This window comes from Collinsella aerofaciens (genome assembly GCF_901212495.1).
Classification (GTDB): domain Bacteria; phylum Actinomycetota; class Coriobacteriia; order Coriobacteriales; family Coriobacteriaceae; genus Collinsella; species Collinsella aerofaciens_H.
Genome location: NZ_CAAKNY010000002.1, coordinates 1 through 23,444, shown reverse-complemented (window position 1 = coordinate 23,444; position 23,444 = coordinate 1). Strand labels below are relative to the sequence as shown.

Annotated in this window: 14 protein-coding genes; 12 read left to right on the top strand and 2 right to left on the bottom strand. The window is 58.8% G+C overall.

The genetic code is table 11. The features are described 5' to 3' along the window. Positions 1-30: 30 nt before the first annotated feature. The 8 genes from SFLMC1_RS00095 to SFLMC1_RS00060 all read left to right on the top strand — a co-directional run bounded on the left by SFLMC1_RS00095 (position 31) and on the right by SFLMC1_RS00060 (position 16,118). On the top strand, positions 31-2,814 hold the full coding sequence (locus SFLMC1_RS00095; protein WP_152074471.1) for a hypothetical protein: 2,784 nt from the start codon (positions 31-33) through the stop codon (positions 2,812-2,814). Between the two features lie 6 nt (positions 2,815-2,820). Beyond that, the gene (locus SFLMC1_RS00090; protein WP_152074472.1) at positions 2,821-9,141 is read left to right on the top strand and encodes a hypothetical protein; all 6,321 of its coding nucleotides are present in this window, start codon (positions 2,821-2,823) and stop codon (positions 9,139-9,141) included. A 666-nt stretch (positions 9,142-9,807) separates the two neighbouring features. Further along, positions 9,808-10,203, top strand: a complete 396-nt coding sequence (locus SFLMC1_RS00085; protein WP_152074473.1) for a helix-turn-helix domain-containing protein — start codon at positions 9,808-9,810, stop codon at positions 10,201-10,203. Positions 10,204-10,485: 282 nt separating this feature from the next. Then, entirely contained in the window at positions 10,486-13,368 is a 2,883-nt protein-coding gene (locus SFLMC1_RS00080; RefSeq protein ID WP_152074474.1) for a proton-conducting transporter membrane subunit, read from the top strand. 12 nt (positions 13,369-13,380) lie between these two features. Beyond that, positions 13,381-13,962 carry an NADH-quinone oxidoreductase subunit B family protein gene (locus SFLMC1_RS00075; protein WP_152074475.1) on the top strand — a complete coding sequence of 194 codons (582 nt, stop codon included), beginning with the start codon at positions 13,381-13,383 and terminating at the stop codon, positions 13,960-13,962. Beyond that, positions 13,962-14,675 (top strand): NADH-quinone oxidoreductase subunit C, encoded by a 714-nt coding sequence (locus tag SFLMC1_RS00070; RefSeq protein WP_152074476.1) that lies wholly within the window; start codon positions 13,962-13,964, stop codon positions 14,673-14,675. The genes SFLMC1_RS00075 and SFLMC1_RS00070 overlap by 1 nt, the downstream gene beginning before the upstream one ends. A gap of 5 nt (positions 14,676-14,680) precedes the next feature. Continuing rightward, positions 14,681-15,769 carry a nickel-dependent hydrogenase large subunit gene (locus tag SFLMC1_RS00065; RefSeq protein ID WP_152074477.1) on the top strand — a complete coding sequence of 363 codons (1,089 nt, stop codon included), beginning with the start codon at positions 14,681-14,683 and terminating at the stop codon, positions 15,767-15,769. Between the two features lie 7 nt (positions 15,770-15,776). Continuing rightward, positions 15,777-16,118 carry a 4Fe-4S dicluster domain-containing protein gene (locus tag SFLMC1_RS00060; RefSeq protein WP_152074478.1) on the top strand — a complete coding sequence of 114 codons (342 nt, stop codon included), beginning with the start codon at positions 15,777-15,779 and terminating at the stop codon, positions 16,116-16,118. 361 nt (positions 16,119-16,479) lie between these two features. Here SFLMC1_RS00060 and SFLMC1_RS00055 read toward each other — a convergent pair whose 3' ends face one another. Then, complete coding sequence (locus SFLMC1_RS00055) at positions 16,480-17,109, bottom strand: response regulator (RefSeq protein WP_152074479.1); 630 nt, start codon at positions 17,107-17,109, stop codon at positions 16,480-16,482. Further along, on the bottom strand, positions 17,106-18,317 hold the full coding sequence (locus tag SFLMC1_RS00050) for a sensor histidine kinase (RefSeq protein ID WP_152074480.1): 1,212 nt from the start codon (positions 18,315-18,317) through the stop codon (positions 17,106-17,108). Before SFLMC1_RS00050 ends, SFLMC1_RS00055 begins: the two co-directional genes overlap by 4 nt. Positions 18,318-18,470: 153 nt before the next feature. Between SFLMC1_RS00050 and SFLMC1_RS00045 the strand changes: the two genes are divergently transcribed. The 4 genes from SFLMC1_RS00045 to SFLMC1_RS00030 all read left to right on the top strand — a co-directional run bounded on the left by SFLMC1_RS00045 (position 18,471) and on the right by SFLMC1_RS00030 (position 23,157). After that, entirely contained in the window at positions 18,471-19,619 is a 1,149-nt protein-coding gene (locus SFLMC1_RS00045) for an ATP-binding protein (protein ID WP_226814280.1), read from the top strand. A 210-nt stretch (positions 19,620-19,829) separates the two neighbouring features. Beyond that, on the top strand, positions 19,830-20,768 hold the full coding sequence (locus tag SFLMC1_RS00040) for an ATP-binding cassette domain-containing protein (protein ID WP_152074481.1): 939 nt from the start codon (positions 19,830-19,832) through the stop codon (positions 20,766-20,768). 9 nt (positions 20,769-20,777) lie between these two features. Beyond that, on the top strand, positions 20,778-21,965 hold the full coding sequence (locus tag SFLMC1_RS00035; RefSeq protein ID WP_152074482.1) for an ABC transporter permease: 1,188 nt from the start codon (positions 20,778-20,780) through the stop codon (positions 21,963-21,965). Further along, entirely contained in the window at positions 21,952-23,157 is a 1,206-nt protein-coding gene (locus SFLMC1_RS00030) for an ABC transporter permease (RefSeq protein WP_152074483.1), read from the top strand. Before SFLMC1_RS00035 ends, SFLMC1_RS00030 begins: the two co-directional genes overlap by 14 nt. The last annotated feature ends 287 nt before the right edge of the window (positions 23,158-23,444 follow it).

Below are 23,444 nucleotides of genomic sequence, written 5' to 3'. Positions count from 1 at the left end.
TACGGCGGCCTTGTCGGCAAGGTGTTCGCGATGGCTACGGGCGTCGATGGGGCGCTGCGCGCCTTTGTTGTTGAAAAGGATGCAGATAAGAAAACGTGCTCAATTGCGTTTGACCTTGCGAGCGAGCTGTCCGACGCAGGCGGCGTTGTTGGCTATGTTGGCGATAGTGCGAATCCCAACTCGCAGCCTGTTGCTGTCGTGCTTAACGGCGTGACGGTTGCGTGCAAGGGAGACGCTTCGGCGCGAACGGATACCGGAAAGTTCGGTGGCGCCGTGGGTGTTGTCGACACGCGCAACGCGCTCGACGTGCGTGACTTTACGCTTACAAGTGATAAGGCCATTGGTGGTGCAGTAAAGAATCGTGCAGCTGGCATTGCGGGCTCCGCATGGAATGCCGTAATCAAGTTCAGCGGCATCACGGACCTGTCGGGCGCAAGTTTTGCCGAGAACGCCACGACGGGCCAGCTTGTATACGAAAACAATAACGCTCTGATCTTTGCTGTCGGCGATGGCTCTAACGGCAACGTAGCCGACGAAGGCACTACGGGTTGGACCTACAAGCGCAGCAACAAGGCCTCGAAGACGGATGACATCGCGACCTACGGCGAGGTTATTCGCCTGGGCGATAGTTTTATTACGCTTGATCCCAGCACTCATAAGCTGACCTTGCCGGCATCGTTGGCGCAGACCAACGGTGCCTACGCCCTAACCACAGCTGAGGATTTCGCCAAGCTTGCGATTACTTGGCAAACCAACGGCTACTACTCGATGGTTAACGGCGTTACCGAAAAAAATCTGAATGGCCTACAGTCCTCGACCATTACGGTGAACGGCACAATTGACCTCGCCGGCACAGGTCTGACGGGCTTCACGCAGGACCGCGCAAGCAATTCGCAAGTTTTCTCGGGTGCGTTGAATGGAGACGGTACGATCAAACTTGCCGTCGGCGAGGCGTACGGCAAGCGCGGGAACGCCCCTCTGGGCGCCGACGACATCAGTGCCGGCAACGGCAAAATCTACCGCCACGGCCGCCTGGGCTTGTTCGCAGCAATCAACGGCGCAACCGTCTCCAACGTCACCATCGCGGGCTCAATGAAGTTCGATAACGGCGTGGGCATTGATGCCGGATCGCTTGCGGGTACCGTTGCGGGTGGTCTGACGCTGTCTGGTGCAACGTGCAAAACGAATATCGCGTGCGATGATACGTTGGCTAATGATGTGAACGTTGGTGGAATTGCGGGCAGCGTGTCGGCAGCTTCCACGGTTACGCTTCAGGGTAACAGCAAGGCCCAAGCGACCATCACTGCGGCTAGAACGCTTAACGGCAATATGCGCGTTGGTGGCGCCGTCGGCTATGTGAGCGACTATGCCTCGACATTCAATGTTGCGGGCCTCGAAGTCGGCGGCGAAATCAAAACCGGCGATTGCGCCGGCGGCAAGATCGCCCAGGTCGGCGGTCTTATCGGCTGCATCGCACAGAGTGCCTACAATGCAGGGGAAATAGTCGGCTCAGCTGATAAGTATGTGAACATTTCGGGCCTTTCATTCAGCGCGTTCAAGATGAAAGTCGGTAGGAACGGTGATGCGCTCAAGGGCACCGGTGGCCTTTTGGGCTACAGCTGGGGCAAAACTACCGTTACCATTGGCAATACTGCCGTGAACAACAGCGACAGCACCTATGCCCTCAAAACTTCTAACGACACGACTGTAACTGCAAACGACTCTACCGAGGTCGGCGGCCTCGTATACGCAGCCAGTGGTCACTGGATTATCAACAACTACGCCATCGATCTCTCGGGCACAACCATTCATGCAGACGCCGCCCAGACGCTCGGCGTTCTGGTTTGTCGTGGCTGCAAGGTGGATAATAAGACGACATATGGCGTCGAGAACTACATAGGTCTGTACTTGGAGGACAGGGCTTATTGGGAGACCGCCTATAGGGTGCCCAGCGGCGAGGGGTCCATCGTTGCGCCGGGTGTAACGTCTTTCGATGAATGGGTTGGCAGCGGTGTAAAACCAAACAAAGGCAGCAAACTCATGGACGCCGACTGGAACACGGTCGTTTCGCTGCACACGCAGAATGACAAGCTGGACATGGACGGCGATGCCACACATGACAACAGCTACCGGAACCGCTCGACTTTCGGCCAAAGTCACAAAACGAACGGCAATACCCGCTACTTCTACAACCTCGACAGAGCCTATGATAGGTGTAAAGGCGGCTTTAGCGGCGGCCAAATCAATACAGCGGACAAGCTGCTCTTATGGTCTGCTTTCTGCTATGCTCCCGCCGGTATTCGTTCGACAATCGTTCCCGATGGTACGACAGGGCTTGATGGTTCCATAACCATAACCGGCACAATCGATTTGGCCGGCTACAGCTACTATCCTACTCAACCGATCGGAAACGTGACGGTTAATAATGCGGCCATCACCTTCTATTACTCCGAGATCAAGGCCGAGCAGAATGGCAACAAGCTAAACTCCGATGCCACCCAGCACGAGAACATGCACTGCGGTCTTTTTCGAACGGTGGCAAACGGCGATCTCACGGTAAATCGTGTCACTTTGGGTGGTACCGTTGGGCCCGTTATCAATGACGCAAAGAGCTCTACTGACGCTATTGGCGCGGGCGGAAGCTCATCGGGCGCACTCGTGTGCCGCTACGTGTATGGGTCCAGCGACGGCAATGGCACCAAGATTAGAAAGATCTCAATCGACGGCCTTACGCTCAACAATCTGATTGTCGACGGCGCCAACAGCGCCACGGACGCTAACGCCTATATGCCTCTGCTCATCAACGAGATGTAGAAGTACGTGAGCCTGAACGCGAAGAACATCAAGACTACTGGGTACACGAGTGGCACCAAGGCGGCTACGTCGCTGTTCGGAAAGCTTGGTGTAGGCAGTGAGGCCGATCAGGTGACGGCAAAGTTTGAGCGAATCAGCTTGCCCAGCCAAAATGGCAATATGATTTTCACCCATGCGAGCCTGCTGGAGAGCTTTGGCTACAAAAGTACGGGCACGGGCTCTGCGGATTACACCTTTACTAAGGCCGATGCCAATGCCGGAATGGTGACGTACGGAAGCGAAATCGATGCAAAGGGTAAGGAATACTCCGGCAAGCAGCTTTGGTATTACGACGAAGCGACGTATGACACCCCTAATGGTTTGGTGAAGGCTGGGGATAAGACGGCGAATGTCGATGCCCCCGTGTTTGGTGACTTCCTTCCTTATGTTTATAAGGGAAAAGCCGACGAGCCTGGCGTTCAGTACCACGAAATTAGGGTCAACCAGCGCATTCCAAAGCTGGTAACGGGATGTGGTACCTACGGCGATCCTTATTCCGTCACAAACGCGGCGGAGATGAATGCCATTGCCAACTACATTAATAACATGACGGCGCTTGATGGCTGGGAGGTCACCATTGTCGCCGACCAGGGTAGGCTCTGCACGCGCCGCAGCAGCGATCACTCGACCAACAATGAGGTTACGTACGTCTACAAGCAGGCGAACGGTACCGATAATAAATGGGAGAAGAAGACCGGAGACGCGTCGACCGATTCCACACCGACGCTGAGCGACGAAACCATGCACCGCTATATGCAGAGCGCGTATTACAGCATCGAGCCTGCTGAGGGCAATACGATCACTCTCGACGGCGCATCATTTGGCGGTTTTGGAAATAGAGCCAACCCGTTTAGGGGCGTCATCGTTGGTAACCTTGGCAGTGATCATAAAAACGCAACCATCAAGATAGCGAATAACGAGGGCTCGCTTCGCGGCCTTATTCCCTATAGCTACGGCAGCGTTGTGCGCAGCCTCAACATCAACTATGTGAACGCGCAGGCGACTATTACGTATTCCGCCAAGGATTCCGACGGCGTTCCGACGGCGTTTTTTGGTGGCGTTATCGGCTGCATCCTTGGCGGCGACAACATTATCGATGGTGCGGTCGTGAATGGGACAACGGCCGATAACCCCACAACCGGCTTTACGGTTGCCGGTGGCGGAACTAAGCCATATCTTGTTCCCATCGGCGGTTACGTCGGCGCCATCGCGGGCGGCGGTGTGATCTTCCGCAAGATGTCGGGGGCATCTTGGCGCGCTGGAACCAGCAACAAATCGCAGGGTCTTGGAACGGGTAACTTCCGGCTGTACGACAACCCTTACGTTGGTCGCGTGATTGATGGCTATGCCTTTAGCGAGGGCTGTAAGGTTGAAAACGGTGACGCTAACTACAAGATTAACGAGCTCAACGTGAACGACACCGGCTGCGTAACCACAGTCGATACGTATAAGAAATACAGCTGGAATGTCAGTCGGCAAAACAACAATGCTCCGCAAACCACAGTCAAAGATTCACAGGGCCTGCTCGTGCTGTCTGCCATCATCAATAGCGGTGCGGGCGCTGGTGCTGCTCACACCGATGTGGCGGAAGGCGGCAAAGGCACGTATCGCGGGTCGCATGCATATGAGGGCAGTAGCGTCCATGGTGATATTCCCTCAACGGGATACAAGTTCGGAAATGAGCGGTATGGTAAGGTTCGCAACGCGAGCTACACTGCGGTTGGAAAGCCTGCCGATGTTGCGGCGGGCGATTTCGAGATCTCGATCAATGACGATCTTAAGGCGCCGGGTAACCAGGCATACCAAGGCGCATTAGACGGCCGAGACGGAGAAGATGTTAATTCGCCCTATTTGGTGAAGAAATATGCAACCGATTGGCGCACGGGCTATGTGTGCGCGATGGGCGTTTGCGGCATGGATCTGAAGTTTGAGCAGGGCGTGCTGCCCTATGACATGAGGGATTATGGCTCGGGTTTCTTGGGCCTTTCGGGCCGCTATTACTCAAATGCATGTGCGACCGACAAAAAGGTCAATGATAAAGATTTCATTACTCCCGGTATCGCCACTGTTAGCGGCAACGGCGCAACAATCAAAGTGTCGAACAACACGCGCGAATACGTGGATGACGACTACTGTGTGGCGGGCGTAGGTGGCCTGTTCAGCACTATCAAGTTCTACTCGAGTGCATTCAATAAAGGAAGCGTCGAAGCAAATGGCAACGCAAACGTAAACAATCTCAACTTCAACGACTGCAATATTTCGCTTGCCTATGTATCTTTGAGTGGGAAAGAGCAATCCAAGTCGACGAGCAATACAAAAAGCAGTTGGGTGGGGGCTGGCTGCCTTGCGGGCTCAACTGCAAATCAGGGAGGCTCGGACGGGGTCGCCTATGGCGTGTTCAAAAATGTAAGCATTTCTGACAGCGCTGTATCTGGAGGCTGCATGGCCGGTGGCCTCATCGGAAGTGCCGGCCTTATGAAACGTAGTACCGATGGCGCCAACGGTTCGATTGTGAATTACGGAGGAACATCCTCTCCAGTGCAGCTTTATGACTGCTCATACAGTGGAATTGCCGTTAGCGCACGTTCAAATGCTGCCGGATTTGTAGGATATATCAATTCGGGCACCTGCGGCATGTGGGTGTCGAAAGACAAAACCGTTGCCGATAGTTCGACTATTTACGTTGTTGAGAAGGCAGGCGATTCGCAGGATACGGGCAGCACTGCTGGAGGCATCTTCGGCCTTACGGGAGGTGCTCTAGTTGTGAATACCGGGCAGGGCGAAAATGCGAGCCAGGTGGCAACGATCAAAGATGTGTCCCTTGTTGTTAACCACAAGGCGCTTGGCGTGGGCGGAATTGCGGGACGCACGGTAACCTATGCTTCTAATATTAATCGCGTTAAGGTGACATCAACCAATCAGGCCTCGGAAGAAGCGCCCACTTACTTTGGCTCTTTGCACGCGGTGGCAAATACTGTCAATTCGTATGCCACAAGCACGGGAGGCATTATTGGATCGACAGGAAATAACGTGACACTTAATTCTTGTACGGTTGAAAAGATTCGCATGGGCGTAACCGAGCATGCTGGTGGCCTTGTGGGGGCAACATCAAATGGAAACACGCTGAGTGTCAACAATATCACTGTCGATGGCGTGCAATTTGATGGCGCTCGTTGTGGCGGCATCCTTGGAAACTGCCAAGGCCAGGGTGCAACCAATGTTATCGTTACGAATGCGACCGTGCGGAACTGCTCGTTCGGAACGCTTAATTCAACGTGGAGCCATAGTGATGGAAACCTGAGAAATCATTCCGGTGGCATTGTCGGTGCCGCTTCCGGCACAATTAAGATTGCTAACGTTCTAATTCGCGAAAACGATTTTAAGCAGCCGGGCGGTCAGGGCTTCTTGTTGGGCGATACCGCGCAGTATGCGGCTGACTTCAAAGGCCTCTACGCCGCGGGCGTCGATATCATACTTAAGGATCGGTCTGACAATTCTGCGGCTCAAAAACCGATTAAGTATTTCAATGACAGCGCCGTCGCCAACGTAAACAAGAAGTCGTATATCGCGTTTGGTGACTATAATGACACGCTTACTAATGACACGCATACTGAGTCGGAAACGAGCAAAACGCTGTACGGCGCTGATGCGGCCGACAGCACGACTGCAGCTGTTTCGCCCTACGTGACCACGAGCCCCGTGAGCAAGCTGGCGGTGCGTGCCTCCGACAACGACACCACCGATCGTTATCTGTTCGGTGACGGTGTGAACGTTTCTGGTGCATCGACTATCCAGGATGAAGCGAGGAAGAATGTCACCGGCCGCTACACCTACACCAACATCGGCGGCATCGATAAAGATGGCGCCTATCAAAATACCTCGAACTACTCATCCTCCAGTGCCGGTAAGTTCAGCGCGAACAATGACACCAATTCCGCGCAGGTAAGCAGCGACCCCGATGTCCTTGTTCTTTCGGGCAACGACTCGGATACCGTTAAGGACTATCTCAACATTGTTACCAACGGTGGTTATTCGGATGCGCTGCGCCTGAACGCAGGAGGATCGCACGTTTCGGCAACGGTCGACGTGTTCCAGCTCAAGAACGGTGTCTTTGTAAAGCAAACCAATGTTGCCGACCAGGCGCTCGACGTTAAGGGCAGCGGATCTTCTTTGTCGATCAGTGCTAACTCCAACTGGGATAACGGCAAGGGCCGCTTCAACCTGCTCACCGTCACCTTTACCGAGGCCGGCCAGAGCTACAAGGTTATGGTGCCCATCATCGTCAAGCGCGTGCTCGAGATTAACTTTACGGCAACGTATTCCGAGGGCTCGAACTTCAACAGCGCCGACTACAGCACCAAGTACGACAAGCACGTGCTCATTAGCAGCGGCGAGACTATGACGGGCTATCTTACCTGGGCATACAACAAGGCGTATGCCCAGGAGACGGAGTATGGCTGGAATACGCACCTGGCAAGCGGCGGCGACATGAGGCCGCTTAACAAGCGCATTGAGTTCGGCGGAAAAAAGGGGGCGCTGCCTGTGGGCGCGCAGCTGACGCTCGTGGATATGGCGCACAATAACAAGGAATATCACTACACGGTGCCCGAGGGAGGATCCTGCGCATCGGTTGCGCTGACGGACTTTGAGGACTCCAGCGGAAATCACTATACGGAGCAGTGGCTCAGCGAGACCATGGGCGCGACGGCAACAGAAGCGGACGACGGCACGTGGGTTAAGCTGACTAATAAGGAGAAGGGCGAGAAGACCGAAGCCGAACTAGCCGGTATTGCTGGCGCGAAGATCGGCAACGACTACTACCGCGTAAAGACCGATACGGATAAGAAACCGTTCTACAGCTTGACGGTTCCCAAGAAGAAGGCCGGCGAGCAGCCCAAGAGTGAGAGCTTCTATCTTGTTGTTCGCACGCCAAAGGGCTCGGCCAGCGTCAACGGATATACCGGTACATCGGTTAAGACAAGCGTGAACACGCATCTTAACTACACGCTTCGTAATAAAGATGAGACGAAGGACTCGCACGAGAACACCGCCTCGACGTATAGCGTTGCCACGAACTTCCAGCATAATTTGGTGGACAACAAATCGGGCACCAACCAGATGGCCGTGAGAGGAACGACCTATCGGCTGGATATGGATGTGGACGACACCGTCACGTTTGGCGAGCAGGAATATACGACTACCGATGCGCTGTACTACCAGCTGGATTCTTCGCTCGTGAACTACCAGGGCAGCGGCGCTGCGGGCGCGCATGGCTACCCGACTGGAACCCAGGGCACGTATTCGTTCTACGTGATGGTGGGGAACAACTACTACACGTGGGATGGTTCTAAGTGGACTGATGCCGGCACGACGGAAACGCCGGCGATTGCTGCCAAAGACTGGTCTGCAACGGGCGGCGACATGTCGCTTGTGCTTGCCGATGCTAACGGTAATGCCATCGATCTCTCCGGCATTCGCGAGATTGCCAAGAGTCATGGCAGCAAGTTCACCATCACCATGAATGCGACTCTAACCATGACGGAGCCTGCGTGCCAGGCTGGTATTATCGCTTCGCAGAATAGCGGCAGAGATAAGTACACAAAGCCAAACTACCGTGCGTACCTCTCTACGCATGCTGACACGCTCAGCACCAGTAGCAACTCGGCATACAATGATGGTCGCGCTGGATACTACCGCATGGATGTGGGCTCATCGACTATTGCGCTCGAGGCTTCAAAGAAGTCGCAGCTGGGCATCAACATCGATGACCTCAAGTCCGCCGACGGCGAGATCGCTCTGGTGGGGACGTATGATTTCTCCAAGCTCGCGGGCGCCGAGGCCATGATCTCCAACGCCAGCACGGTGAAGTACACGCTGAGCTTGGAGAAACGCCAGAATGATGGCAGTTATGCTGCGGTCGATAACATCTCAAGCTACATTACGGTGCTCGGTAGCGACAAGTTGGTTACCGGCTCTTTGAGCGCCGATGGCAAGAACTACGTATTTACTGATAGCAAGGGGAATGGCGGCGCGTTCGCCACGCGCGACGGCAATAGCCTTGCCTTTAAGCATGCCTTCCGCGTTAAGGTGAACACCGATGTTGAGAAGGCAGGGCGGACCTATGCAAACTACCGCTTGGTGCTTACGGCACGCATGACCGGCAACGGTGTCGAGGACAAGCCGGCCAACGTCAGCAACCTCACCGGCTATGCGAACTCCGACTACGTGACGTACACGCTGGCGCGCATCAACACTGAGGGCATTCCCCACGAGGCCAAGACCAACTAGCTATGCAAGGGGGCGGCAACCACCCGGTTGCCGCCCCCCTTCTTGCTCGTGCGGACTCGCTGACGACCTCTCTGGACAGTTAGTTCAAATACGTATAAATCCAGACCCCGGTAGACGCTCCTGACGCACGTTTTGAAGCAATAAGCAGCCCAAAACTACGATTTGGTGGCCGAATGGACTCGATTTACATGCGAATGATCGCCGGCGGGCCCTCTCAGGGGGCCGGGGTGCAGCTTCGGCGCCGTCAAAAAATACGTATCTGAACTAACTGTCCATCCGCCGTCGGAGGAAGGTGTTTCCGCTTCTCACTAGCTTTCCAGCTTTCCACTTAACTTGCCACCTAAGGTGGAAAGCTGGGAAGTGAGCTGGGAAGCTGGAAAGCAAGTGGAAAGCTGACAAAGTGGATGCGGGTTGACGAGGGGTTATAATTACCCTCCAGCATGGAACTGCCAAACGGGTACCAATTTAGTCGACAGGCTTTCGCCGTTCAGCCGTGCGCTAACCACCAGCGTAAATAAATGCTAAAAAATATCCGCAAATTGCTCTAAATGCCCAGATAGCAAAATTGCGATTTTCAATTAACTGCTACGCGCAAACAGCAAAATGCTACTATCTAACATGAACGTGAGAAAACAGGTAAACGTTTAGGGCTAAGAAGTGGCAGGTATGTCAGAGGCAACAAGGACTCGCACGCATGCGCCCGAGGTTAGGCAGCGCGCCGTCGAGGTCCTCCAAGAGGGGGTCGGTCATCGTGCCCTCGCCGCGGAGCTCGGCATTCCCCAGGCCACGGCTCGTCAGTGGGCTCGCGCATATGCCGTGGGTGGTGCCGACGCCGTGCTCAACGCGGGCTCGCATCACCGCACGTATTCGTATGACGTCAAGCTTGCCGTGGTAAAGGATCGTCTGGAAAACGGCCTGACGGTTCGCGAGGCAATGATCAAGCACAAGATTCCCAGCGAGTCTTCGGTCAAGGCTTGGTGTCGTCAGTATCGCGATGGCGGCGAGGCCGCACTGGTCGATAAGCCGCGCGGTCGCAAGCCGCGCGTTAAGCAGGCAGAGTAGCAAGAGGGTGCGCCCACAGGGGCGCATTTTTCTTGCCGCGCCAACCTTTTGGACCGCCGCGAGCCTACTGGAACATCCTCCAAAGTGGTTAATAAACCGCGCTCAGTGGCCCGCGCGCTCGTCGCTGCGATAGGGGGAGCGTCGCCTCTCTACTCCAGAGCGGACGTGCCCCTACCCCGTACGCCTAAAACGCCCCAGTTGACCGAAAACCCGCCGCTGCCACTCCTCAGCTGAGCTATAACGTTAAACAATTGCAGCGTTTTTGCATGGGGAAGTGATGGTATGACATTGCTGTATTTCCTTACCCTGTTTCCGCTGGTACCGGCGCTGGGCATGCTGCTCGCGCGCGGTGACCGCGCCCGCGATGCGGTGGGACTCATAGGCGCCGGCATCATTATGGCGGTGACGGTTGTAGTCGCCGTTTTATTCTTTTGCGCGGGCCCGCAGAGCTTCGAGGTGGCACCGGGCACCTCGCACGTGCTCTCGATCATCAGCTCCGCCATCGATGTCATCCTGTGCGCCGTCATCCTGTACAACGCGCGCAAATTTAAGAGCACGCTCGCCACGGTGCCCGGCGTGGTGCAGCTGGTGGGCTCGGTTGCCTTTGCGGCCATGACGTTGCCCGCGGCCGAGGTCGTCACCGCCACCCCGCTCTACCTGGACTACATGAGTGTGATCATGGTGCTTGCCGTCGGCATCGTCGGCAGCCTGATCTGCGTGTACGCCCTGGGCTACATGAAGGACTTCCAGGTCCACGATGAGCACGAGGCGGCGCTGCGCGGACGGACCGCGCCCGACCGTCGCCCGCAGTTTCTGGCGCTCATGTTCCTGTTCCTCTCGGCCATGTTCGTCATCGTGACGAGTGATAACCTGGAGTGGTTGTTCTGCGGCTGGGAAATCACCACCGTGTGCTCGTTCCTTATGATTGGCTATACGCGCACGCCCGAAGCCATCAAAAACGCCTTTACCCAGATCATCCTCAACATGCTGGGCGGCATCGCGTTTTTGGCCGGACTCATGTACCTGCACGTTAACGGCATGCCGCTGACCATCTCGGGCATGATCGAGCTTTCCGGCGCCGGTACCGCGCAGTCCGCGCTGCTGGTGATGCCGGTCGTCCTGCTGTCGCTCGCCGCACTCACCAAGGCCGCACAGATGCCGTTCCACACTTGGCTGCTCGGTGCCATGGTTGCCCCCACGCCCACGAGTGCCCTGCTGCACTCGTCAACCATGGTCAAAGCCGGTGTGTTCCTGATGGTCAAGCTGAGCCCGCTCTATGCCATCTATCCCGTGACCGGCTTTATGGTCACGAGTGTGGGTGCCATCACGTTTTTGCTCGCCGCCCTTATGGCGATCTCACAGAGCAACGCCAAACGCGTGCTCGCGTATTCCACCATTTCCAACCTGGGCCTCATCAGCGCCTGCTTGGGTGTCGGCGCGCCCGAGGCCGTATGGGCGGCCATCTTCCTGATCCTGTTCCACACGGTGGCCAAGTCGCTGCTGTTCCTGTGCGTGGGCACGGCCGAGCATCATATCGGCAGCCGCAATATCGAGGACATAGACGGTATGTTCAGCCGCATGCCGCGCCTGACGCGCCTGATGATGCTGGGCATCATGGGCATGTTCGTGGCGCCGTTTGGCATGCTCGTGTCCAAGTGGGGTGCCCTGGTGGCGTTCGCGCAGACCGGCAATGTGCTCATGATCATGGTACTTGCCTTTGGCTCGGCCGCGACGTTCTTCTTCTGGGGTAAATGGCTGGCCAAGCTTTCGGGCGTCGACCCCACGGCTCAAAACGTTGAGGTCAATGTCCATAAGACCGAATGGATAGCGCTCAACACCATCGCCGCGCTACTGATTCTGTGCTGTGTGGCCTTCCCGCTCATCTCGAGCGGTCTGGTGTCGCCTTACCTGGCCATGGTGTTTGGCCGCGTGCCGTACGTTATTGGCAAGGACGCCATGTATCTGATGGTGGTCATCGTGGCGTTTATCGCCGTGGTGCTGCTGACGTCGTTCCGCGTGAGCAACAAACCGCACGTAAACGTATATCTTTCGGGTGTGGGAACCGACAATTACCGCCATTTCCGCGGCTCGATGGGTCACGAGGTAAAGGCCGAAAAGCGCAATTGGTACCTGGAGGACGCTCTTGGCGAGAAGCGCATTGGCCCCGCGGGTAGCGTCGTGTGCTGCGCCATTATCCTGTTTGCACTGCTGTGCTGCGCGTGGATTGGACCCGAGCGGCTTGCCATGAGCGCGCCCTCGGTGCTGCGCGGCAAGTATTTCGAAGGCTCGGGTGTCGTGGGCATCTTTATAGGCACCGTGGCGTTTGCCCTGGTCGCGCCGCTTGTGGGTGGCCTGATCGACGGCGTTGACCGCAAACTTTCGGCCCGCATGCAGGGCCGCGTGGGCCCGCGCTTGCTGCAACCGTTCTACGATGTTGCCAAGCTCCTGCGCAAGGCCCCCGCCAGCGTAAACACCATGGACGATACCTATATGGCATGTGCGCTCATCTTTACCGTGGTAGGCGGCGGCATCTTTGTGTCGGGTTCCAACACGCTGCTGTGCGCCTTCATGGTGACGCTCGCCGCGATCTTTGTGGTGCTGGCGTCCGCCTCGACGCAAAGCCCGTTTGCGCAGGTCGGTGCCGACCGCGAGCTACTGCAGGTTATGAGCTACGAGCCCGCCGTTCTGCTGATGAGCGTGGGCCTGTATCTCGCTACCGATAGCTTCGATTCCATCGCCGTGACGGGGCAGTCGACCCCCATCATCATGTACAGCGCGCCCATTTTCCTTGCGCTGCTCGCGGTGCTTACCATCAAGCTGCGCAAGTCGCCGTTTGACCTTTCGTACTCGCATCACGCGCATCAGGAGATCGTCCAGGGCGTCGCCACCGAGATGAGCGGCGGCACGCTGGCCAAGATGACCCTCATGCACTGGTGCGAGACCGTGCTGTTTTTGATGTGGGTGGGCATGTTCTTTGTCTGGGATAACCCGGTGAGCTGGGTCGTTGCCCTGGTCGTGATGGCCGCGACGTATTTTGTCGAGGTGCTGATCGATAACACCTTCGCCCGCAGCACCTGGCGCAGCTGCTTTAAGCTCGGCTGGGGCGTGGCGCTGGTGTTTGGCCTGCTCAACCTTATGCCCATCCTCGTCGACGTGTTTATTTAGGAGGCGGCATCCATGGATCATAAAATGTCGCGCTCGCCGTGGGTTATTCATTACGACGGCTCGAGCTGCAACGGATGCGATATCGAGGTGCTGGCCTCGCTCACGCCGCTGTTCGATGCGGAGCGCTTTGGTGTGGTCAACACCGGCAACCCCAAGCACGCGGATATCTTTTTGGTGACGGGTTCGGTCAACGCGCAGAACCTGCCCGTCGTGCGCCAGATCTACAACCAGATGCTCGAGCCCAAGTGTGTGGTGGCGTGCGGTATCTGCGCGTGCTCAGGTGGCGTGTTCCGCGATGCCTACAACGTGATCGGCGGCGTGGACCGCGCGATTCCCGTGGACGTGTACGCGCCCGGGTGCGCCATTCGTCCCGAGACCGTGATCGATGCCATCGTGGAGGCGTGCGGCATCCTTGATCAGAAGGAGGCCGTGATGCGTGCTGGCGGCGATCCGCTTACCGTGGGCGGCGCCGCAACCTGGGACGGTGGCGTTGAGCTGAGCGACGACGGGTTTGTAGCTGCTGCGGGCGCCGGGGCCGGTGTCGACGCAGGCACGGCTGACGGTGTGCCCGCCGCTGCAAAGGAGGCCGAGTAATGCAAAAGGCAATCTATACCACCGTCGGGATCGACGAGCTCCTGGCGCATGTGCAGGCGCTCAAGGGTGCCGGCGCGCGCTTTGTGCAGATGCATGCCGAGCGCTGTGTGGACGACGGATCGTATCGCCTGGTCTATACGTTTATCAATGTTCGTGCTGCTCAGGAGCATATTGCACAGGACGGCAGCTATGCGATTGAGAACCTGGTAGTCGAGGGCATCGACCAATATCAGGAGATTCCGTCCATCAGCTCGTATTATCCGGCGGTGTTCCCGTTTGAAAATGAGGCCCACGACCTGTTTGGTCTTGCCATTACCGACATGCAGATTGACTTTAAGGGCTTTTTTTACCAGGTCTCGACTGCCGAACCCATGAGCGTTATCACACCCGAGGTGAAAGCCGCGCGTGAGAAGGCCATGAAGGTCCGCGCCGCCGCCGAGGCCAAAGCGCGCAAGGCTGCTGCCGAGAAGGTCGCCGCTGCGGCTGCGGGGGAGGGCGCCGCGGGTGTCGGCGATGCTGCGAGCGTTGCTGCCGTCCAGCCCGCTGCGGCTGCCGGCTCCGATGCTCAGCATGACGAGGCTGCTGAGAAGGCCGCGCTCAAGGCTGCTGAGATGGAGGCAAAGCTTGCCGCCATGGATCCCGAGAAAGCGGCCAAGGTCCGCGCGGCGCTTGCCGCCAAGGCCGCCCGCGACAAGCAGAAAAAGGAGGCATAGGGTCCATGGCACATCGCTCCGTTATTCCGTTTGGCCCGCAGCACCCGGTGCTGCCCGAGCCGCTTCACTTGGACCTAGTGCTCGAGGACGACCGCGTCATCGAGGCAATTCCTCAGATCGGCTTTGTGCACCGCGGACTCGAGAAGCTCACCGAAAAGCGCGACATGCACCAGTTTGGCTACATCGCCGAGCGCATCTGCGGTATCTGCGCCGTGGGTCATAGCTGCGGCTATGCCAGCGCCTGCGAGCGTATGCTCGACATCGAGGTGCCCGGCCGCGTGCAGTATATCCGCACCATTTTGCATGAGCTTTCGCGCATTCACTCGCATCTGCTGTGGCTGGGCCTGCTCGCCGATGCCTTTGGCTTCGAGGCGCTGTTCTACCGTTCGTGGACGCTGCGCGAGCAGATTCTCAAGATCTTCGAGAGTACGTGCGGCGGCCGCGTGATTCTGTCGATCAACGAGATCGGCGGCCTTAAGCACGACATCGAGGACTCCGAGCTGGCGGGTATTGTCCGGACGCTCGATGCCATGCGTCCCGACTACGAGGCCCTCGTGCATACGTTTTTGGATGACGACAGCTGCGGCGAGCGCCTGCACGGCGTGGGCGTGATCAGCAAGAAGGACGCGCTGGATCTGTCGATGGTCGGCCCGTTCGGGCGCGCCTCGGGCGTGGATTACGACGTGCGCATGTTCGGCGACGGTGCCTATGCGGATCTGGCCGCGTTTGAGCCCATCGTGGCGACCGACGGCGACTGCTATGCCCGCTGCCAGGTGCGTTGCGCCGAGGTCACGCAGGCCATGGACATCATCAAGGAGCTTGTGGGCAAGATCCCGCACGACGGTATCGGCGGGCGCACCAAGCTTACGCCGGCCGACGGCGCTCGCGGCGAGGTTGTGATTGAGCAGCCGCGCGGCGAGGCGTATTACTATGTGCGCGGCAACGGCACCAAGAACCTGGACCGTTTTCGCGTGCGAACGCCGACGTCGCAAAACCTAGCGGGTCTGACGCATGCGCTGCAGGGCGTGCTCCTTGCCAACGTGCCCATGATTATCCTGGCCATCGACCCCTGCATTAGCTGCACGGAAAGGTAGGCGCGGCATGAGTTTGCTGACATTTGCCAAGACGGCCTTGGGTTCTATGGTCAAGCAGCCGGTCACGGTGTGCTATCCGCAGGAGAAGCTGGCGGCGCCCGAGCGCCTGCGCGGGCATATCGTCAATGACATGGACGCGTGCATCTGCTGCGGCATGTGCGCACGTCGCTGTCCGGCGGGCGCGCTCGTGGTCGATCGCAAGCGCGGCACCTGGTCGATCGACCCGTACGCTTGCGTGGTGTGCGGCGAATGCATCGAAAGCTGCCCCAAGCGCTGCCTGAGTATGGACACCGCCCGCACCCCGGTCGCGGCGGACAAGACTCCCACGGTAGAAACCAAACCGGAATAGCGCTGGAATAGAGCTGGAACAGGGGCCGGCGGGGCAAAAATGCCCCACCGGCCCCACGTTTGAGCGTGCGGTCAGGCCACCGCGAACAAAACTATGCCGGTTTACGGGGCTGGATTGCGAACCCTCGACCATACCGAAAATCGCGAAATTAAAACCGCAGGTAGACGGTCTGCCATTTTTCAAAAATAGCGGGTATGGATGAGGGTTCTGACTCCAGCCCCGTAAACCGGCATAGTTTTGAAATGACATTAAATCGGTGGCAGCAATGGGACTAAGTAATCAGTAGTGTTTGTCCCGTTTTCTTAAGATTTGGGACAAATAAATCTGATTAATTTGTCCCGCCGGATTGCTGGGCCGGTGGCTATCCGCGCAGGTAGGCAATGGCGATTTGGGTGCGGTTGCGTAGGCCCATTTTGGCCAGGATCGAGCTGATGTGGTTTCGCACGGTGCCTTCGCCCATATAGGCGGTGGCGGCAATCTCCTTGTTGTCGAGTCCGCGGGCGATGAGCTCGGCGACCTCGAACTCGCGGTCGGTCAGGCCGGCAAAGGCTGCGGGCCGGCGGGGCGTGCCGGCCTCAACATCCGTTCCATCAAAATCGATATCCTCGATCGCCTTGCCCTCGAGTACGCGTTTGCCATTCATGACCTGCGTCAACGCTGGCGGAATGGCGGCGACATCGGTTTTGATCAGATAGCCGCGGGCACCCAGTTTGAGCGCCGACACAATGTACTCGTCATCCGAAAACGTGGTCAGGAACACCACGCGTGCCGTGGGGTCGTACTCGAGGATCTCGCGGGCCGCCGAAAGGCCGTCGCGCCCCGGCATCTGAATGTCGAGCAGCGCGATGTCGGGTGCGCGCTCGGTGTAGAGCGCCACCGCGTCGTTGCCGTTGGCGCCGGTACCCACCACCTCGATCTGCGGCTGGGCACCCAGGATAATCTTGAGCGAATCGACCACCAGGCGGTCATCGTCGACGACTATGAGCCTCATCGGGCGTCATCTCCTTGCTGTTTGGGAACAGTGGCAAACACACGCCAGCCGCCGGCGCCGGCGCGCGGCCCGGCGGTAAAGGTCCCGCCAAGCGCCTCGACGCGTTCGCGCATGGAGCCGAGCCCCATGCCTTCTGCGATGCCTCGGCTGTTTGTCTTGGTCGCTCCCGTTCCGTCGTCGGAAACGACGAGCTGGTAAAACGACGGATGTTCCATGCACCGCACGGTAACGTTCTGAGCACGGGCGTGACGCATGGTGTTGGAGAGCGCCTCGCGCAGGATCGCCGCAAAGCAATTGGCGACGTTGGCGGGTGCATGCTCGGCCAAAACCTCAAGCTCAATCTGCGGACCGCCGTCCGAGCGCGCGCCTTCAACAATGCGTTCGAGCTGCACGGAAAGGTCGACGGCGTTGTCGTTGAGCGCATGGACGCTGGCGCGTACGAGCTGGAGCGCCTCATCGACCGTGCGTTTGACATCGGCGAAATCGGCGGCGACGCCGGGTTCATTGGCGTGGACCACGCACAGGGCTTCGGCCTGCAGTGAGGCGCGCGTGAGCTGGTGCCCGACGTTATCGTGAATCTCGCGCGCGATGCGGGCGCGTTCGGCGAGTGTCGCGAGCTCGACTTCGTAGTCCTGGCGGTCCGCAAGATCGCGGTTGCGCGCCTCCAATGCCAGGGCTCGTTCCTGCAGCTCGTCGCGGGTGCGGCGCATACGCTCCTGCTCGCGCTCCAGCTGGGCGGTGCGCAGCGATAGTAAGGTGGCGGCGACCGAAAGGATGGCGGTCAGCAGCAGCGCGCGGGCGGGAAGCGTGCCCGCGCGATAATCCGCAACGAGCGCGAAGACAAAAGTGGTGGCCACGCCCAGTGCGGGCCATGCGTGCTCGCGGCGCACATGCTGCGCGATGTCGTAGAAGGCGAGGGGCGCAAACGGCACAAAGGACGGCACAAAGACGGCCGCGATGATGTAAGCGTAGCTCACGGCCTCGTTCGCACGGCGGGCGCGGTTTCCCTGCACGACTTCGGCCAGTGCGGCGATGACAACGCCAAGGCAAAACGCCGCGACCAAGCGAGCATCCACAGCAAGGCCCAAGGCGGCCGCGATGCAGCACGCCAGCACGATCGATTTGTCGAATAGCCTGTTCATACGGGTATTGTACGCGATGGCGCGCGTGGGGGAGGCGCCGTCAGGAGCAACCGTGACATTTGTCACAGCAAGGGGACCGCGACTAAATCTCGCCGACAATCATTTCACCTGAGCATTTTTGATAGTTGTATCTATCATTTTTGCTAGATACAGCTATTATTTTTGCTAGATAGATTTATCAAAAAGAGGCTCTAGGTGTATAGGCGCAAGATATCGACCGTGTTACAGCAAAGACTCATGGGGCCGCGTTCCTTTATTCAGGTGGTTATGGGCCCCAGACAAACTGGCAAGACCACGGCCATCAAGCAGGCGGTCAAGGCTTGCGGGCTTCCGTGTCGCGTGGCGAGTGCCGACTCGTCGCGCGAGCTCGCGGGGGATTGGATCGACCTTGAGTGGCGCCAGGCTCGGCAGCTGACAAGTAATGGTTCGCGTGCCATCCTCGTGCTCGACGAGATACAAAAAGTTACGGGTTGGTCCGAGACGGTCAAGGCCCTGTGGGACGAAGACTCTTGGAACGACACCAAGCTTCTCGTGGTGCTGTTCGGTTCGTCGAGCTTGCTTCTCGGCAGTGGGCTGACCGAATCGCTTGCGGGGCGATTTGAGCTACTGCGTTCGACGCATTGGAGTCTCTCCGAGATGTCCGAGGCGTTTGGCTATAGCTTCGAGGATTATCTGATGTTTGGCGGGTATCCGGGTGCCGCGATTCTCAAGAGCGATGTCAATCGTTGGCGAGAGTATATGCGCGATTCGATCGTGGAATCGACGATTTCGCGTGACGTATTGCAGATGGAGGACGTACGCAAGCCGGCGCTCATGCGAGCCCTCTTTGAGCTGGGTGCGCAGTATTCGGCGCAGGAGATATCGTATCGAAAACTGCTGGGGCAGCTCGACGATAAGGGAAACACTGATACCGTGCGTCATTATCTTGACCTGCTGTCCAAGGCGGGCATGATGAGCGGGTTGCAAAAATACGACGCCAAACAGGTGAGGTCGAGGGCAAGCTCGCCGCGACTGCTTGTGCATGATCCCTCATTAATGTTCTCGATGTGGCGCGGGGCGGGTGACTTGTTGGCTGATTCTGCCCTGCGAGGGCATTTGGTCGAAACTGCGGTGGGCGCCCGGCTCATCGCGCGTGCTCAAACAGAAGGCTTTGAGCTGTATTGGTGGCGTGAGGGTAATCTCGAGGTGGACTTTGTGGCGAAGCGCGGCGATGACGCCCTTGCGGCGATCGAGGTTAAAAGCGGCCGCGTGTCCAAGAGCGGTATGACTGAGTTTTTGGCGCAGAACCCTCAGGCGAAGCCGATGATTGTGGGCGATCGTAACGTTTCGGTTGAGCAGTTCTTGCGGGATGAGGTGGAGCTGTTTTAGCTAGTGATTGCTACGGCGCGGACGGGTCAAAGTGATCAGAAATGCAGGCCCCACTTACTTAAGATTTGGGACAAACACATCTGATTGCTTTGTCCCGTGGCGATGCCGGTTCTGTTGGCGCTGCACTCGTGACAAAGCTCACTGGTGCGCGCCGGCGGCTCCTGCGATGATGCAGCCGTACCAGACCACGACCGACAGAAGGGCTTCCTCATGACAGACATCGTCCATGTCGAAAACCTCGTCAAGCGCTATGACGATCTTATTGCGCTCGACCACTTTAACCTGAGCATCGCTCCCGGCGAGATCTTTGGCCTGCTGGGCCCCAACGGCTCGGGCAAGACCACGTCCATCAACTGCATTTTGCAGCTGCTCGCCTACGACAAAGGCACCATCGAGCTGTTCGGCGAGCCCATGACGCCCACGCGTTATGACCTCAAGCGTCGCATCGGCGTGGTCCCGCAGCAAGTTGCGGTGTTCAACGAGCTCACGGTGCGCGAGAACATCGACTATTTCTGCAGCCTTTACGTCAGCGACCGCAAGCGCCGCCGCGCGCTGGTGGACGAGGCGATCGACTTTGTCGGGCTGGGCGACTTTGCCAAGTTTCGCCCCGGTAAGCTCTCGGGCGGTCTGGCGCGCCGGCTCAACATTGCCTGCGGTATCGCGCACAAGCCCGAGCTCATCTTTTTTGACGAGCCCACGGTGGCGGTCGACCCCCAGAGCCGCAACGCCATCCTGGGGGGCATCTGCCGCCTGCGCGACGAGGGCGCTACGGTGGTGTATACCAGCCATTACATGGAGGAAGTCGAGCAGATTTGCAGCCGCATCATGATCATGGACGGCGGGCGCGTGCTGGCGCAGGGCACCAACGACGAGCTCAAGCGCATGATTCAGATGGGCGAGCGCGTGACCGTCGAGGTCGGCGCCGTCGAGCCCGCCACGGTCGAGCGACTGCGCGCCCTCGAGCACGTGCTTTCGGTTGAGCTGTCCGACGGCGAGCTCGTCTGCACCTGCGAAGCGAGCCCGCACAATCTGGTTGACATCCTCGACACGTTGCGCGCCGCCGACGTGGCGCTCGGCCGCGTATGGAGCGAACCGCCGACCCTCAACGACGTGTTTCTCGAGATCACCGGCCGCGAGCTGCGCGACTAGGGGGCGGCCATGTTCAACACCATCATCACCACGGTCAAGACGCTGCTGCGCCGGCCGAGCACGTGGGTCTGGAGCGCGGTCTTTCCCATCGCGCTTTCCACGATGTTTATGTTTATGTTTGTGAACCTCAGCTCCGACGGTAAGATCGACCCGGTGCCGGTTGCCGTCGTGGCGGACGAGGCCTGGGACGCTTCGACCTTTAAGGACGTTGCGACGTCGCTTGCCAAGGAAGGTGACGACCAGCTGCTCGATGTGAGCGAGTACAAAGATTTGGCAGCCGCGCGCAAAGCACTCAAGGCCGGCGAGGTCGCGGGCATCTATACGGTCGACGATGCGGGCGCACCCAGGCTCACGTTGCTTTCGAGTTATGACAGCTCGCGTGCGACGTCGGTGCTCGCCGACCGCAGCATTCTGGAGACGGTGGCAAGCTCGTATACGCAAAATGCCGAGCTCATGCGCCAGATTGCCCAGGACAACCCGGCGGCGCTTACCGATCCGGAGGCGGTTGCGCGCGCCCTATCGCTCGAGGGCGGCGCCCGTCGCGTGAGCCTTACGCGCACCACGCCCGACGCTACGACCATCTACTATTTCGCACTCTTTGGCCTGGTCGCGATGATGTCTGCTGAGTTTGCCGCTTTGAGCGTCGTCGATTTGCAGCCCAATCTGTCCGGCCTCGGCACGCGTCGCTGCGTGGGCGGCCTTTCCAAGACGGCGTCGCTGGCCGGCATCTTTGTGGGATCATGGCTGGTCTCCTTTGCCTCGATAGCGGTTGCGATCGGCTACGTGCGCCTGGTGGTCGGTGTCGACTTTGGCGGGCGCGAGGGGCTGTGCCTGGTAGGTGGCGCTGTGTCCGCGCTAGCCGCCACGGGCTTGGGGCTCTTTGTGGGCACGCTTCCCGTTAAGGGCGGCAAGGCGTCCAAGTCCGGCATCCTCACGGGCTTTGCCACCACGTGCGCCCTGTTCGCCGGCCTCTACGGCGTGCCGGCGATGGGACTTGCCGACGACGTCGCCCGCGCCTGCCCGGCCGAGTGCTGGCTCAATCCTGTCAAGCTCATCTGCGACATGTTCAACCGTCTGTATTTCTTTGAGGATCTGGGACCCTTTGCCGTTCGCGCCGGCGCGCTGGTCCTCATGGCCCTGGTGTTTGTCACCGCCGCATCGCTAATCTTTGGAAGGAGCCGCTATGAGCACCTTTAAGACTGCGCTTCGCATGGCGCTCGCGCACCCGCTCTACCTGCTCATCTATACGGTGTTTCTTTCACTGCTGGGTGTGTTTATCGCGGCATCGGTGAGCTCGAACTCGTCGCAGCTCACCGACTACAAGCCTTGCGATGCCAACGTGGTCGTGGTCGACCGCGACGACAGCGATCTTTCGCGGGCGCTTACCAAGCACTTGGGGTCGCGCTTTGACCTGGTCACGGGCGTCGGCGACGACACATACGATCTTGCGGACGCGCTCTCCAAGAGCAACGGCGCCAAGGGTCACGCCGATTGCGTGTTCTTTATCCCGGAGGGGTTTGAGGACGACCTGATCGCGGCCGCCCGTGCGGGGGAGGCCCTGCCCAAACTCGACGTGACCTACGGCTCCGGCACCATGGCGGCAGCGCTTTCGTCTGCCGAGGCCTCGCGGTGGATCTCGCTCGCGGGGGCTGCGGCGGCCCTGGAGCCCGTCGCCTCTAACGGCAGTGTCGCCAAGGCCGCTGAGCATGCCGCCGCCAAGCGTGCCGAGGTCGAGATTGAGCGGGTCAAGGTCGACTCGACTGCCGCCGCCACACTCGAGTCGTATTTCAACTTTGGTGCGTACGCGATCATCTCGTCGGTCATCGTGTCGGTGGGGCTGGTGCTTTCGGGCATGAACGAGCCCGAGCGCGTGCGTCGTATGGATGCCGGCCCAATCCCCGAGCGCCGGCGTTCGCTTGCCGTGTTCGCGGCCGCCGCCGTGCTCACCGTCTGTATCTGGCTTGTGTCGAGCATGATGGGCGTCGTGGGCTTTGCCGGCGCGGTTGCCGAGGTCGGTGTGGGTCGCGTGTGCCTGGCGCTGGCGGCGACGTTTGCCCTGGCGTGCACGCCGCTGGCCGTTGGCTTTGCCCTTTCGAGCCTGGGTGCGCGCGAAGAGCTGCTCAACGGTGTGGGCAACCTGCTTGGCTTGCTCATGACGTTTTTGGGCGGTGCCTGGATGCCGCTTTCGATGATGGGCTCGGCCGTGCAGACCGTGGCGCACTTTGTGCCGACATATTGGGTGAGCGACGCGATCAACAAGGCGCTTGCCTCGGATTTGACGTCTGCCGTGTTGGGCGACATCGCCTGCGACCTGGGCATCACGGTGCTCTTTGCCGCCGCCATCGCCGCCGTAGGCCTCGCCCTCTCACACGCCAAATCCCGCGCCTAGCCGTCTAGCCATCGGGGCACTCATTGGGGACAGACTTAAACGACCAAGAGTAGTCATTGGGGACAGACTTAAACGACCAGCCATCGGGGACAGTCTTTGCCGATTCGCCGGTCTGCCGGTCGGGTTGGCAAAGACTGTCCCAATATGCCGGCCTTTGGGGACATTTCTTTCCTGCCGGCAGTTAGGGACTGTCCCCAAGTGCCGGCAGGAAAGGAACGTCCCCAGCTGCCGGGTGGCGAAAGAGTGTCCCCCAACAGCTAGTCGTTTAAGAACGTCCCCAACGACTA

Coding starts and splice junctions, on each gene's coding strand:
- SFLMC1_RS00095 (WP_152074471.1), top strand. CDS start 31: ATGGCTACGGGCGTCGATGGGGCGCTGCGCGCCTTTGTTGTTGAAAAG.
- SFLMC1_RS00085 (WP_152074473.1), top strand. CDS start 9,808: ATGTCAGAGGCAACAAGGACTCGCACGCATGCGCCCGAGGTTAGGCAG.
- SFLMC1_RS00080 (WP_152074474.1), top strand. CDS start 10,486: ATGACATTGCTGTATTTCCTTACCCTGTTTCCGCTGGTACCGGCGCTG.
- SFLMC1_RS00075 (WP_152074475.1), top strand. CDS start 13,381: ATGGATCATAAAATGTCGCGCTCGCCGTGGGTTATTCATTACGACGGC.
- SFLMC1_RS00070 (WP_152074476.1), top strand. CDS start 13,962: ATGCAAAAGGCAATCTATACCACCGTCGGGATCGACGAGCTCCTGGCG.
- SFLMC1_RS00065 (WP_152074477.1), top strand. CDS start 14,681: ATGGCACATCGCTCCGTTATTCCGTTTGGCCCGCAGCACCCGGTGCTG.
- SFLMC1_RS00060 (WP_152074478.1), top strand. CDS start 15,777: ATGAGTTTGCTGACATTTGCCAAGACGGCCTTGGGTTCTATGGTCAAG.
- SFLMC1_RS00055 (WP_152074479.1), bottom strand. CDS start 17,109: ATGAGGCTCATAGTCGTCGACGATGACCGCCTGGTGGTCGATTCGCTC.
- SFLMC1_RS00040 (WP_152074481.1), top strand. CDS start 19,830: ATGACAGACATCGTCCATGTCGAAAACCTCGTCAAGCGCTATGACGAT.
- SFLMC1_RS00035 (WP_152074482.1), top strand. CDS start 20,778: ATGTTCAACACCATCATCACCACGGTCAAGACGCTGCTGCGCCGGCCG.
- SFLMC1_RS00030 (WP_152074483.1), top strand. CDS start 21,952: ATGAGCACCTTTAAGACTGCGCTTCGCATGGCGCTCGCGCACCCGCTC.